At 33.4% G+C, this 13,104-nt stretch carries 11 protein-coding genes and 2 pseudogenes; 1 reads left to right on the top strand and 12 read right to left on the bottom strand.

What is annotated here, in order from left to right; all coding sequences use genetic code 11:
* The 8 genes and pseudogenes from OPS21_RS00675 to OPS21_RS00640 form a co-directional block, all read right to left on the bottom strand.
* Positions 1-591, bottom strand: coding sequence for a murein hydrolase activator EnvC family protein (locus tag OPS21_RS00675; RefSeq protein ID WP_265027652.1), 591 nt, complete (start codon positions 589-591; stop codon positions 1-3).
* Positions 592-643: 52 nt separating this feature from the next.
* Positions 644-970 (bottom strand): MerR family transcriptional regulator, encoded by a 327-nt coding sequence (locus OPS21_RS00670; protein ID WP_010402982.1) that lies wholly within the window; start codon positions 968-970, stop codon positions 644-646.
* Entirely contained in the window at positions 967-1,266 is a 300-nt protein-coding gene (locus tag OPS21_RS00665) for an integration host factor subunit alpha (protein ID WP_063630779.1), read from the bottom strand. The genes OPS21_RS00670 and OPS21_RS00665 overlap by 4 nt, the downstream gene beginning before the upstream one ends.
* Before the next feature lie 38 nt (positions 1,267-1,304).
* Positions 1,305-2,501, bottom strand: a complete 1,197-nt coding sequence (locus tag OPS21_RS00660; protein ID WP_264336360.1) for an MFS transporter — start codon at positions 2,499-2,501, stop codon at positions 1,305-1,307.
* 1,101 nt (positions 2,502-3,602) lie between these two features.
* The gene (gene uvrB, locus OPS21_RS00655; RefSeq protein WP_264336361.1) at positions 3,603-5,537 is read right to left on the bottom strand and encodes an excinuclease ABC subunit UvrB; all 1,935 of its coding nucleotides are present in this window, start codon (positions 5,535-5,537) and stop codon (positions 3,603-3,605) included.
* Between the two features lie 86 nt (positions 5,538-5,623).
* Positions 5,624-6,385, bottom strand: a complete 762-nt coding sequence (locus OPS21_RS00650) for a cytochrome c1 (RefSeq protein ID WP_264336362.1) — start codon at positions 6,383-6,385, stop codon at positions 5,624-5,626.
* Entirely contained in the window at positions 6,385-7,611 is a 1,227-nt protein-coding gene (locus OPS21_RS00645; protein WP_264336363.1) for a cytochrome b, read from the bottom strand. The genes OPS21_RS00650 and OPS21_RS00645 overlap by 1 nt, the downstream gene beginning before the upstream one ends.
* Positions 7,612-7,741: 130 nt before the next feature.
* Positions 7,742-8,155: pseudogene (locus tag OPS21_RS00640) on the bottom strand (ankyrin repeat domain-containing protein); the annotation flags it as partial.
* 193 nt (positions 8,156-8,348) lie between these two features.
* Here OPS21_RS00640 and OPS21_RS00635 point away from each other — a divergent pair.
* Positions 8,349-9,448, top strand: a pseudogene (locus tag OPS21_RS00635) (IS3 family transposase).
* A 21-nt stretch (positions 9,449-9,469) separates the two neighbouring features.
* Here OPS21_RS00635 and OPS21_RS00630 read toward each other — a convergent pair.
* From OPS21_RS00630 to OPS21_RS00615, 4 genes are all read right to left on the bottom strand, one after another.
* Positions 9,470-9,859, bottom strand: coding sequence for an ankyrin repeat domain-containing protein (locus tag OPS21_RS00630; RefSeq protein ID WP_264336364.1), 390 nt, complete (start codon positions 9,857-9,859; stop codon positions 9,470-9,472).
* Positions 9,860-10,141: 282 nt separating this feature from the next.
* Positions 10,142-11,233, bottom strand: coding sequence for an ankyrin repeat domain-containing protein (locus tag OPS21_RS00625; RefSeq protein WP_264336365.1), 1,092 nt, complete (start codon positions 11,231-11,233; stop codon positions 10,142-10,144).
* A 261-nt stretch (positions 11,234-11,494) separates the two neighbouring features.
* Positions 11,495-12,664, bottom strand: a complete 1,170-nt coding sequence (locus OPS21_RS00620; protein WP_264336366.1) for an ankyrin repeat domain-containing protein — start codon at positions 12,662-12,664, stop codon at positions 11,495-11,497.
* 90 nt (positions 12,665-12,754) lie between these two features.
* The gene (locus OPS21_RS00615; protein ID WP_245609393.1) at positions 12,755-13,006 is read right to left on the bottom strand and encodes a J domain-containing protein; all 252 of its coding nucleotides are present in this window, start codon (positions 13,004-13,006) and stop codon (positions 12,755-12,757) included.
* Positions 13,007-13,104 lie beyond the last annotated feature (98 nt).

Raw genomic sequence — 13,104 nt, 5'->3', positions numbered from 1 at the left:
TCAATCACAGTTTATATGTACTAAAGGATCGACTGCTTGACCATTATGCCTTATTGTGAAACACATCTGCGGATCTTTATCTTGTGTGCTTGATTTACCTGCAGATCCAATTACTTGACCTTGTTTTACTTTATCACCAATTTCAACTTGTATGTTTTTTAAGTAGGAGTACATAGTCATGTAATTATCTTTATGTTCCACTATAATTAAATTTCCGTACCACCTCAGGCCTTTGCCTACGTATATTACTTTGCCAGGTGCAGAAGCAATAACCTTTGTTCCACTTTGAGCAGTAATTTTTATGCCATCTTGACATATTTTATCAGAAGAGATAACTGCACCTTTAACCGGTATTACAAATTTACACATGCTTTGTGCATTATTGTTATATACCTTATCTACGAAGGCTTTTCTACTTTCTTTTTGCAGCGAAGAATCAACATTTTCTTTAATCAAATAATACTCCCTTGTGTACTCTAGGTCTCTTTTTCCATAAAATTCTTCGCCTTTAAGTAGTACAGGTGCAGGTTTTTGCAGGCCACAGCTTATCAGTATTGCTGATAATATAAAGAACAAGGCTATACGACACATAAACTTATCTCTAGATAGATCAACTTTCACAAAACTTTATAGTATTTTTCGTCTATTTATTACTTTCTTCATTTATTTTATCAGTCAAATAGTCTCTTAAATCGGTAAGTTCTTGCAACAAATTTCTTGAATAATGATCAATTCTTACATCGTTACCAAATTCCTTTTGTACTCCTTTTATTGTATATCCTTTGTCATATAGCATATATTTTATTTTCTTTATTGCCTCTATACACTTATGATCATATAGTCTTCTTCCCTTCCGTTTTATGGGTTTAATTTGATGGAATTGACTTTCCCAGAATCTTAAAACATGCTGCTCCAAATGTAGTTCTTCAGCTACTTCTCCAATTGTGTAAAATAATTTTTCCTTATTCATCGGTTATTTATTAATTTCTTCATCATTTTTGAAGGTCTAAAAGAAATTGATTTTCTCGCTTGAATTACTACCCTTTCCAATGTCTTTGGTATATTTCCTGGTCTTTCTTTCTTGTTTTTAACCAAAAATGTTCCAAATGAAGATATTTTTACTATCCCATCCTTTGCTAAGCTCGTTTTTATCTCATCCAATATATCATCTATTATTGCAATAGAGTCTTCTTTCGATAATCCAATTTTCTGGTTTATACATTCAGCTATTGTTGCCTTAGTTACTGTTGTGTCTTTTGTTGTCATAATTTATTATAGTATGTTAATATAATATAACAGTCGACTCAAGATTCAGCTACTTTATTTTTATAGTATGTTTCTTTTGTAGCATAATTAAAAATACTAGCAAATGTTAACATTGCAAATATTGTGAAAAGCGCCATTTGATGATCTGAAAAAAGTGCTAAAATTGACACTAAAATTCCACTCATAACAAACATAAATCCATTGATAATGGATGATGATGTGCTAATATACTTCTGCTCAACAATCTCACTGCCAACAGTAAAATTAAGCATATGTCCGCCTGCAAAAAAACCAAACATTAACATACAAAAGTATATAATATGAACTGTTAAATTGCCGTATAGTAAAATAATAACTGAAATACCTTGCAATATGGCAAAAGCAGAGATTACGTGCCTTCTATTTTTAAATAGATTTGAGATTAAATCTGCAATTGGAGCACCAACTGCAAGACCAAGCCACAATATTGCAGTTGCCACACCTAACTCCATTGTATTTAGTTCTAAGTTGCTTAGTAACCTTGGTGCCCACAGCATATTAAGCGCTAAAAATGTTCCAAAAGTAATAGCACCTACTACTGAAGTTATCCAGATATCTCTTAATTTTAGCACCGTTAGTATAGAACATATTACTGTTTTTATAGAGCTTTTTATTGTGCATTTTTCCAAACTTTTTTTTGAAAGTCCTTTCGGATAAAAAAACATAAGTACAAATATCGATACGCCAAATAATATTACGTATACAATCAAATTCTTCCAATCCATACCTTCAGCAAGGAAGCTAGAGAACAACATTTGAATCATCAAAGCGGAAAGACTTGAAATTGTCTGCACTAGTGAGAACATCAGTCCAAATTGGGTAATGGGAAAATATGTGCTACTTATATGAGCAGCTCCAACAAAACCAAATGATGCTCCAATTGCAATCAAGAATTGAGATAAAATTAGATGGACAAAACTGTCACTACTAATAAGGATAAAAAACCCAAAGATCATAATCGATAATGAGAGAAAATAAATTTTTTTGCTGGAAAAAACATTAAACATTGCCCCACTAAAAAATTGTGAGATAGCAAAAGTCCAAGTATATGCTGAATTAGCCAGTGCAACTTGCGCAATCGTGATCCCAAGTTCTTTTTCAAGATCCACACTTATAAAGGTGTAGATTATTTGCATATTGCTGAATATAACAATTAAGTTGCTGATCAGCCAAATGAACCAAGCTCTACTTTCCATAAGATTTTATAAGTAATCCATTAATAACAAGCCTCTTTTAGGTTCTGATTAATGTTAAAACAGTTGCAATTATAGATTATATAAAAGCTATGAAACAACAAATTTGTTGTGAGATTTTAATTGTTAGAATCTGTATATGATCTCAAAAAAAGAATAGATTTTTGCTTTTTATCCCCTGTTATAAAGGAGTATACAGCGTACGGTGAAAGGCCTGGGTAAAGATGATATAATTCCAACAAGAGAGATACCCTTCAGATCATCTTCCATTGAATGTAATGGTTGATGTCACAGTTGAACAGCACAAGCAAAGACAATTAGAGTTATAAAATCTTGTTTAATACACATTAAAGTGGACCTATGTTTTGCCACTCAGAACCTGTCTTGAAAGGGAAAAAAAAGAATAAAGCAAGAAATAGGAGGGTAACAAGTGATATAAGTGACAAGGCCAAATGTTGCACAAGGAGCAATAGAATAGGGAGAGCAAAAACATAACAATTATTAATGCGATAAAATATGTAATGAGGAGTAGTTGCTGGTGCTAACCTTTAATATAGTTATGCAAGAGGCCTAATTTAAAATATTAAATAGCTAACGTAAAAAATTGCTTCCATATATTTTAAATCTGATTATAATCACAGTTAGAGATATTTTAAGAGCTCAAATTTGTCTGCAGACTGTTCAGTCAAATTTTTAATCAAAAAGCGTAGCGTATCTTCTTTAGTGCGTATCTGTTGTATGTGCGCTGCACTTTTTTCTAATCTTTTTTACACAGGGGGATTTTATGTCCAGAATTCCAGATACTTGATCTTTACTTTAGCTAAAAAACAATAGGCGCCTATGGCTAATTAAAATAAAAATTTTTCTAATATATAGAAGAATTACAAAATCACTGTTTACTGAAAACGGGCCAAGAAAGCTGCTAATGTCACAGAATTTTAGGTAAACGTTGTTTGCTTGACGTATAGTGTGCTCTCCTTACTTCAAGAACTCTTTAATATTTAACCACTTAAGTCCTTTCAAGATATGTTCTTAGATAATAGTTTTTCAAATCTTTGGTAAATCAAAGTCAGCTTAACTATTAATTATTTATCTTTTTTCTAGTTATGTAACGGGTCTGTTATTAAATTTTTCAATAATACCTTTTATTTTTGCCGCCTCTTCAAACTCTAAATTTTCAGCATGCTTCAACATTTGCTTTTTCAAACTATTTAGATCATTCTTACTAAAATTCTCAATCACCACTTTTTCCTGTAAAGTATTTGATATAGGCTTTATTATAGTTTTTGGTACAATATTATTCAGTGTATTATGCTCTGTCTGTTTCTTTCTTCTCCTTTCAGTTTCTTTCAGTGCACGATCCATAGAATTAGTAATTTTGTCTGCATATAAAATTACTCTGCCTTCAACATTGCGTGCAGCACGACCTATCGTTTGAATGAGCGAAGTCTCTGATCGTAAAAACCCTTCTTTGTCAGCATCTAAAATTGCAACCAGCCCACACTCGGGAATATCAAGACCTTCCCGCAACAAGTTAACGCCAACAAGAACATCTATTTCTTTAGATCTTAATTTGCATATAATTTCAATTCTTTCCAGTGCACCAATATCTGAATGTAGGTAAGTTACTTTCATACTGAGCTCACTCATATGCTCAGCTAGCTTTTCAGCCATTTTTTTTGTCAATGTGGTAATTAGAATACAAAATCCTTTTTTTATTGTTACTTGCGCCTCGTGAATCACATCATCAACCTGACTCTCTGTTGGTTTTATGGTACAGATGGGATCTGTCAGTCCTGTTGGGCGGATAACTTGCTCTATGAATGCGTGGTTAGTCTTTTCTAACTCATATTTTCCTGGAGTAGCCGAAACGTAAATAGTCTGGGGCCGTATTGCCTCCCACTCTTCCAATTTTAATGGACGGTTATCAAAAGCAGAAGGTAGCCTAAAACCATAATCTATCAATTTCTTTTTACGTGCTTCATTACCGCTATACATTGCACCTATCTGGGGAACGGTTACATGGCTTTCATCAACAAATAAAATTACATCTTTAGGTAAATACTCAAACAATGTAGGCGGTGGATCTCCGGCTTTCATTCCATAAAGATAACGCGAATAATTTTCAATACCTTTACACACTCCCGTTGCCATCATCATTTCAATATCAAAATTAGTACGCTGCTCAAGGCGTTTTGCTTCAACAATTTTGTTCTGTGAATAGTAATAATCCAGGCGTTCATGTAGTTCTTTTTTAATCAGTTGAACTGCTTGCAAAAGAGTCTCACGTGATGTAGTGTAATAGCTATTTGGAAAAATGGTGACTTTATCTATGCGTCTGATAATATTGCCGTTCATGGCATCAATCTCAGAAATTTCTTCTATTTCATCACCAAACAATGATAAACGCCAAGCTTTATTTTCATAATAAGCAGGAAATATATCAATAATATCGCCGCGCACTCTGAAATATCCTCGCTCAAATCTGACATCAGAACGTTTATATTGGAGATTAGCTAAATTATTCAGAAAGTCATTAACATGAATCTTATCTCCAGCACTTAAAGTCAAGGTCATGCTGAGATAGCTCTCAGGCGAACCAAGACCATATATACAAGAAACACTCGCAACTACAATCGTGTCCCTACGCTCCAAAAGAGAGCATATAGTAGAATAGCGTAGCATATCAATTCTTTCATTTATTAAAGAGTCTTTTTCAATATAAGTGTCTGTTTGTGGCGAATAAGCCTCAGGCTGATAATAATCATAATAAGAAATGAAGTATCCAACAGCATTGTGGGGGAAAAATCCTCTCATCTCCTCGTAAAGCTGTGCCGCTAAAGTTTTATTATGCGCCATAATTAACGCAGGCCTGTTTGTTCTTGCAATAACATTTGCCATAGTAAAAGTTTTTCCAGAGCCAGTTACTCCAAGTAAAACCTGATCTCTTTTTTTGTTATTTAGTCCTTCAACTAAACTATCTATTGCTTGTGGTTGATCCCCAGCTGGCTGAAAATTTGTAACTATTTGAAATGCCATAATCCCTATACTTTCATAATATATTTATCATTACATAATACACATGATATTATGAGTAAGGTATAAAAACGAGCGTAAATGAAGTTCTATTTTCCTTTTTTATAGAGTTGGCTCCAAACTCTATTGTTAGTAAGAACAAAAAACACCGTCAAAATTATAAAATATGTCACTATTTTTAGCCCAAGTTTATGTCGGCGCTCCAGTTCTGGCTCTGCTGCCCATTGTAAGAAATTTACCACATCATATGCCATATTTTCAACTGTGGCTTGCCTTGTACCATCATATTCTACCATTCCTTCAGAGAGTGGTGGTGCCATAGCTAACCTGCCTGTTGAAAAATATGGATTAAAATATAAACCGTTCTCATCATGTTCACCGTTTTGATAACCAATTAGTAGTGAATAGATATAATTTGCACCATCATGTCTTGCTTTGACAATTAATGATAAGTCCGGTGGAATTGCTCCATTGTTGCTTGCTGCAGCTGCTTCTTTTGTATCAAAAGGTGCAATAAAATAATCCGAAGACACTCCCGGCCTATCAAACATTTCACCCAAATCATTCGGACCATCTTTAACTTGGTAAGAGGCTGCAATTTGTTTTACATCCTCTTCAGAAAAACCAACATCTTGCAAATTACGAAACGCTATTCTATTCATTGAATGGCAAGCAGCACAGACTTCCTTGTATACTTTATAGCCACGCTGAATTGACTCTCTATCGAAAGATCCAGTAATTCCATCAAAACTCCAGTCGATTTTCTTATTTGGTAAAGGTTTAAACTCCTCTGCAGAAAGAGAATTAGTGAGAAATAATACACAAAACAGAGCAACTTTAACCAACAGCATCACTTCATCTCCGGAACGGAATCGCTTATTGTTTTTGGTAATTTTTTTGGTTTCTCATACTTACTAAGTAAAGGTAAAACTATCACAAAATATGAAAAATAATAAAGAGTTGAGAGTCTACTTAAAGTAATGTAAGGCTCTTTAACTTCCTGCCCCCCAAGCCAAGCAAGAAATGCAAAATTTATTGCAAAAACCCAAAAAAATTTCTTAAATAATGGGCGATAAGCACCACTTTTAACTTTTGATTTATCAAGCCAAGGCAAAAGAAACCAAACTAAAATAGATCCAAACATGGTAAGTACACCAATAAGCTTATTTGGAATTGAGCGCAACATCGCATAAAAAGGTAGGAAATACCACTCTGGTACTATGTGTACTGGAGTTACCATAGGATCAGCTTCTATATAATTATCAGGATGCCCAAGATAATTAGGGGCATAAAAAACAAATCCAAACAAAATTATAAAAAATAAACCAAAAGTTATGCAGTCCTTTGCTATATAATAAGGATAAAAAGGAATAGTGTCCTTACCTGACCTTACTTCTATTCCACTTGGGTTATTAGAGCCAAATCTATGCAGAGCAACAACATGCAACATAGCTAAAGCAATAATAATGAAAGGAAGAAGATAATGAAGTGCAAAAAAACGATTGAGCGTTGGGTTATCAACGGAAAAACCACCCCACAACCATATAACTATTTTATTGCCAATTAAAGGTATGGCTGAAAATAAGTTAGTTATAACTGTTGCACCCCAAAAGCTCATTTGTCCCCATGGAAGAACATATCCCATAAAGGCAGTTGCCATCATTGCAAAAAATATAAATATGCCAATAAACCACACCATTTCTCGCGGTCTCTTATAAGATCCGTAATATAATCCACGCATGATATGAACATAGACCACCATAAAGAAGAGTGACGCCCCAACAGCATGAGTATAACGTATCAGCCATCCATAACTTACGTCACGCATTATACGCTCCACACTATTAAATGCATGATCAACATGCGGAGTGTAGTGCATGGCAAGAAATATACCTGTTATTATCTGCAAAATTAGTGCTATACCAGCCAAAGAACCAAAATTCCAAGCATAATTTAAATTTTTTGGTACTTGATAAGAAGCAGTATGTTTTAGAAAAGAAAATATAGGCAGTCTATACTCTATCCAACCTAATATACCTTTTTCTTCTTTTATTTCTTTCTTGCTATCATCTTCCATAACTTAAAGTTTTTTCATCTTAACTCATCTTATTGTAACAACTTACCTACAACGCACAATAAAAAGTTTAATTTAAATAATAGATTTCACGAAAACAAGCACTCAGACTTGAGTGCTTGTTTTAACTGATTTAGAGGGATTTTTGATGACATACACCTTTAGATATTGTTGAATTGCTTAATAAACTTCGAGGACATTGATCAAGTTTTTCAAACTCACTAATTACCATCTTGATATCCCTTTCTATAGCACTAACCTTTCTTTCTCTAATTTGCTCCAATGTCAAAAGTGAATCATCCAATGGTCTTGAATATTTTCTCCCGATAAACTTTCTGATTACCACATCAGCTAGCAGAGCTGTTCCATTAAAATCAACTTGCGAAAAATCAATTGGGCTTCCAGTCAAATGTGCAACAGATTGCTGTGCAGGAGGTAAAGCAGGGGCACTCTGAAATAGGCTACTGAGTGCAGCAGTTGTTGAAGTTCCCATCCAACTAAATACACTATTAATAAAAGAAGAAGGTTTTACTGCGCTGCTTAACACACTTGTACTATTATGATAGCTAAAGTTATTGCTAGCTTCTATTACCTTAAGATTTGTCCTAGAAGCTAATGTCTGACAATTAACTTTATCAGCACATTTTAATATAGATATTATTTTTTGCCTTATAATGCACCCCATAAACTAGACCAAAAAAAAATGGTTGATCCGAGTAGGAAGGTAAAGGGGTAAAAGTATGGCAACAAAAAAATATGAACCAGAGTTAAAAGCAAAGATAGCTTTGGAAGCAATAAAAAATCAAAAAAGCACATCTGAGATATGTAGTGAATATAAAATACCATCAACAAATCTATATGATTGGCGTGATAGAGTATTGGCAAGGTTAAAAGACCTATTTGTTGAAGAAAGTGAAAGTGCGAGAAAACAAAGAATCTTAGCGCAAGAAATAGAAAGTTTACATAAAGTAATAGGAGAATTGACAGTGGAAAATAGTTATTTGAAAAAAAAATTACTGAAATAAGCAAAAAAGATAGAGTAAGGTTTATAGAAAAAGATTCTGATCTATCAATTAGGAAACAGGCTGATTTACTGGGGATTTGCAGATCTAGCCTATATTATAGGCATATAATTAATAACGAAAGTGAAATTTGATTCAAGAAGTATATTTGGCTTCTGATTGCCGTTATGGATATCGTAAAATTACTGCTGAAATCATAGCGAGTGGAGTAGTAGTCAATCACAAAAAAATCTTAAGAATTATGAAAAAAATGAAGATTAGTGGGCTGTATTGTAGAAAAAGATGTAATACAAGTATTAAAGAAAAAAAGCATAAAATATATCCTTATTTACTCAAAGATTTGATTATTTGTAGAGTTAATCAGGTATGGGCTACTATATATTATGGTAGAAGGTAAGTTTGTCTATTTTGTGGCAATAATGGACTTGTATAGTCGCTATATTATTGCTCATTCATTATCACCATATCTCGATGCTGGATTTTGCCTTTATACTCTCAAAGAAGCTCTAAAACAAGGTAAACCTGAGATTTTTAATAGTGATCAAGGAGTGCAGTTTACTAGCTACAACTTTATTATGGAATTAGAGCGTGCTAATATTAAAATTAGTATGGATCATAAAGGACGTTGCTTCGACAATATATTTGTTGAGCGTTTATGGAGAACTTTAAAGCAAGAAGCTATATATTATTATAGACCAAATAGTATCAGAGATTTGAATCTTATAATAAACGATTTTGTTGGTTGGTATAACTATAAAAGGCGACATCAGACTCTACATTATAAAGTTCCTGCTGATCTTTATTATCATAAACAGTAAATGAATATATTGATAAATACTTTAAATGTGTGTCGACGTATTTATCAACATATTCATTTTAAAAATCGGATCACTTTGAAAAAAATGGTCTAGACAAATGGGTGCATTATACTGTCCTGCGTCTTCTCTACCATATTCAGCAGCAACGTGCAAGGCAACTCTCAAACTTTCACTACTAGCAGCATTAACATTGGCACCGTTATTAACCAAAAACTTCAATGTCTTGAAGCTATTTTCTTTAACAGCAAAACTTATAGGTTTCATACCGTATCTTTCACCAATAAAAACCTGATTTTTTAGTTTCATCATCACTGCAGTTTTGATACATATGTTAGCTTTTAGAAGACTATGCTCTTCTATAGCAACAAATAACTCATCTATAAAGTTCTCAATCCTTATCCGTTTTTGCATATATTGCATTAAATACTCCCCAAATTACACCGTTCCTGGCTTTATATCACACAAGTTAGTATGCGCAAGCAAAATTTACAGAGAAAAAATTTCAATGGTTAAAAATGAGGTCTTCAGCAACTTATCACGTAACTTTTGTGCAAGATATTCGAAGCCCCTCATTTAAATTTTCAGTACTTGATAAGAAGCAGTATGCTGAAGAAGGAGGAAAATAAGCACTCAAACTCGAGTGCTTATTTTAAAGGGACTTTTGATGCATGCCTTTAGATATTGTTGAATTGCTTAATGAATTCGAGGACATTGATAACGTTTTTCACAATTACTAATTGCCGTCTCGACTTTTTTGTCTATAATATCAATTCTTGTCAGAGGTGGATTGTCCAGTGGCCTTAAATATTGTTTTCCTTTAATATAACTTACTGCCATAGCAATTAGCGTAGCTATTCCATTACAGTCAATTTGTGAAGAACCAATAGGGCTAACAGCCAAGTGATCAACAGATTGTTGTGCAGGAGGTAAGGCAGGAGCACTGCTGAACAAGCTATTGATGGTAGTAGTTATCCCACTAAATATACTATTAATAAAAGAGGAAGGTTTTACAGCATTGCTTGCAGTGCTGCTAACTTCTTCAAAATTTTCTCTGATAAGAGTGGAGGAAGAGTTCACTGTGCTACTTGCCAAGTTTTTGGTATTACTAACTTCCAATTCTATCTTAATTGCTTTGGTAGGGGATAATTGAAGACTCGCTGCACTACTTACCGAATCTGTGCTGTCGTTAGCGTCTTTAATACCTGCTTTTATAGGAGTTAATTTTGCTTCACAGTCAGCTTCAGTAGCACTGCTCAATATAGATTCTATTTTTTGAATTTCACTACTACTACATTCATCTTTTCTAGCATTTCCAACAACATCTAATGCTGTTTTGCCGTAACGACTTTGAATACTAGCATCAGCACCTCTACAGAGTAGGAGTTTTACCATATCTAAATGACAATCGTCAGATGCTAAGTACAAAGGTGTAAAGCCTTTATAATTTGTAGCATTGACGTTAGCACCACGATCAAGTAAAAACTTTGCTATTTCTAGTTTGTCATGTCTAGCAGCAATGTGCAAGGGAGTACTCAAATATCGATTACTAATACTAGTATTAACATCAGCACCTCTGTTACATAAAAACTCTAATATCTTTAAATTACCAAAGAGAGTGGCATGATGTATAGGTTTCATATAGTATTTTTCATAATTCAAAACCTCATTTTTTATTTGTTTATACTCTATCTCTTCAATACATTCTTTAACTTTCTGAAAATTACCTTTGCCTATAGCAGAAAATAATTTTTTCCTCAAGCTCTCGATTATTTTTTGTCTTTCCATCAAATACCTCCTAAAAGAAAATGCTCCCGGCTTTATATCATGCAACTTAATATGTGCAAGCAAAATTTACAGAGAAAAAATTTCAATAGTGAAGAATTAGGTCTTCCAACAACCTATCACTTTAACTTTCGTACAAGACATGCTGAGCTTCCTTATTCAAATTTTTTTGCTCTTAATAAGAAGCAATCTGCTTTAGAAGAGGAAATAAGGGATAAGTTTTGTAAATAAAGCACTCAAATTAGAGTGCTTATTTTAACTGATTTAAAGGGACTTTTGATGCATAACTTTAGATATCGTTAAATTGCTTAATGAACTTTCAGGACATTGATAAAGTTTTTCACACTTACTAAGTGCTGTCTCGAAGTTTTTTTCTATAGTGTTAAGCTTTCTTTCTCTAATTTCTTGTATTGTGAGAAGTGAATCTTCTAGTGGCCTTGAGTATTTTTTCTCTGTGAACTTTCTGATCATTACATCAGTTAGTAGAATTGTTCCATTACAATCAACTTGTGAAGAACCAATAGGGCTACCATCTAAGTGGTCAACAGATTGCTGTGCAGAAGGTAAAGCAGGGGCACTCTGAAATAAGCTACTGAGTGCAGCAGTTGTTGAAGTTCCCATCCAACTAAATATACTATTAATAAAAGAAGAAGGTTTTACTGCATTGCTTGCAGTGCTGCTAACTTCTTCAAAATTTTCTCTGATAAGAGTGAAGGAAGAATTCACTGTTCTACTTGCCAAGTCTGTGGTGTTACTAACTTCCAATTCCATCTTAATTGCTTTGGTAGGGGATAATGAAAGACTCGCTGTGCTACTTGCTGCATCTGTGGTATCACCAGCTTCTAATTCTAACTTAGTATTTATTCTAGCAGAAAGTAATAGTTCTGTACAATTATTTTTATGAAATCTTAATACAGCTAAGAATATTTTTTTTATGTCACAGCCATCACTGCAAAGACTTTCATAACCTGGGATAACCTCAAATGCTATTTTGCCATTTGCATTTCTAATATTAACATTAATAATGTTATTATCGAGCAGAAGATTCGCGATATCTAATCGACAATAAAAAAAGGCTAAGTGTAAAGCTGTAAAACCTTGCATTACTTGGGAAGTGGTGCTACTAGTACAATGATATATCATTTCTTTTATTTCTGTTTTGCTACTCATGTTAGTAACGTACGAGTAAGGAACAAGACATCCATCACTAACAGCATTAATATTAGCATTATTTTTAAGCAAAAACCGCACTATCTCTAAGCTACCTTTATAAACAGCAAGATGTATAGGTGCCATACCATCTTTTTTACCATTAATAATCTCTTTTTCTTTATTTATATATCTTGCCTTTTTAACATATCTTTTAACTTTCTTAATATTAAGCTCATCTATAGCCGCAAATAAATTCTTTCTCAATCTCTCAAGTTTTTTCATCAAATACCTCCTAAAGAATAATGTTTCCGGCTTTATATCATGCAACTTAATATGTACAAGCAAAATTTACAGAGAAAACAATGGTTAAAATTAGGTCTTCATCAACCTATCACGTGCTGCGTTTAACTTTTGTGCAAAATATTCCGATCCTCCCTTGTCTGGATGGACCAGTTTCATTAAATTTTGGTATGCCTTATTGATTTCATTTTGGCTTGCCTCGGAATTCAGCCCCAGTATTTTTAATGCTTCATCTTTGGACATATTATCACCAGTGTAATTTTTGGTGTAACTTTTACTACTGTTAAATTCGTTCAAAAACTTACTTAATATAGAGTTCATCATAAAACTTATGTTATTTCTCTTTGCCAAAAAGAGAAAAAATACAACAACGCTAGGTAAAACAAACGTGATTATTGTGAATATCAAAAAAAGGAAGAAGA

It is taken from the genome of Wolbachia endosymbiont (group B) of Chorthippus parallelus (assembly GCF_947251815.1).
Lineage (GTDB): Bacteria > Pseudomonadota > Alphaproteobacteria > Rickettsiales > Anaplasmataceae > Wolbachia.
This window is presented reverse-complemented; position numbering and strand designations above follow the sequence as displayed.

What these genes read in the sequence shown, in the direction of transcription:
- OPS21_RS00675 (WP_265027652.1), bottom strand. Translation starts at nt 591, where the DNA reads ATGTGTCGTATAGCCTTGTTCTTTATATTATCAGCAATACTGATAAGC.
- OPS21_RS00670 (WP_010402982.1), bottom strand. Translation starts at nt 970, where the DNA reads ATGAATAAGGAAAAATTATTTTACACAATTGGAGAAGTAGCTGAAGAA.
- OPS21_RS00665 (WP_063630779.1), bottom strand. Translation starts at nt 1,266, where the DNA reads ATGACAACAAAAGACACAACAGTAACTAAGGCAACAATAGCTGAATGT.
- OPS21_RS00660 (WP_264336360.1), bottom strand. Translation starts at nt 2,501, where the DNA reads ATGGAAAGTAGAGCTTGGTTCATTTGGCTGATCAGCAACTTAATTGTT.
- uvrB (WP_264336361.1), bottom strand. Translation starts at nt 5,537, where the DNA reads ATGGCATTTCAAATAGTTACAAATTTTCAGCCAGCTGGGGATCAACCA.
- OPS21_RS00650 (WP_264336362.1), bottom strand. Translation starts at nt 6,385, where the DNA reads ATGCTGTTGGTTAAAGTTGCTCTGTTTTGTGTATTATTTCTCACTAAT.
- OPS21_RS00645 (WP_264336363.1), bottom strand. Translation starts at nt 7,611, where the DNA reads ATGGAAGATGATAGCAAGAAAGAAATAAAAGAAGAAAAAGGTATATTA.
- OPS21_RS00630 (WP_264336364.1), bottom strand. Translation starts at nt 9,859, where the DNA reads ATGCAAAAACGGATAAGGATTGAGAACTTTATAGATGAGTTATTTGTT.
- OPS21_RS00625 (WP_264336365.1), bottom strand. Translation starts at nt 11,233, where the DNA reads ATGGAAAGACAAAAAATAATCGAGAGCTTGAGGAAAAAATTATTTTCT.
- OPS21_RS00620 (WP_264336366.1), bottom strand. Translation starts at nt 12,664, where the DNA reads ATGAAAAAACTTGAGAGATTGAGAAAGAATTTATTTGCGGCTATAGAT.
- OPS21_RS00615 (WP_245609393.1), bottom strand. Translation starts at nt 13,006, where the DNA reads ATGATGAACTCTATATTAAGTAAGTTTTTGAACGAATTTAACAGTAGT.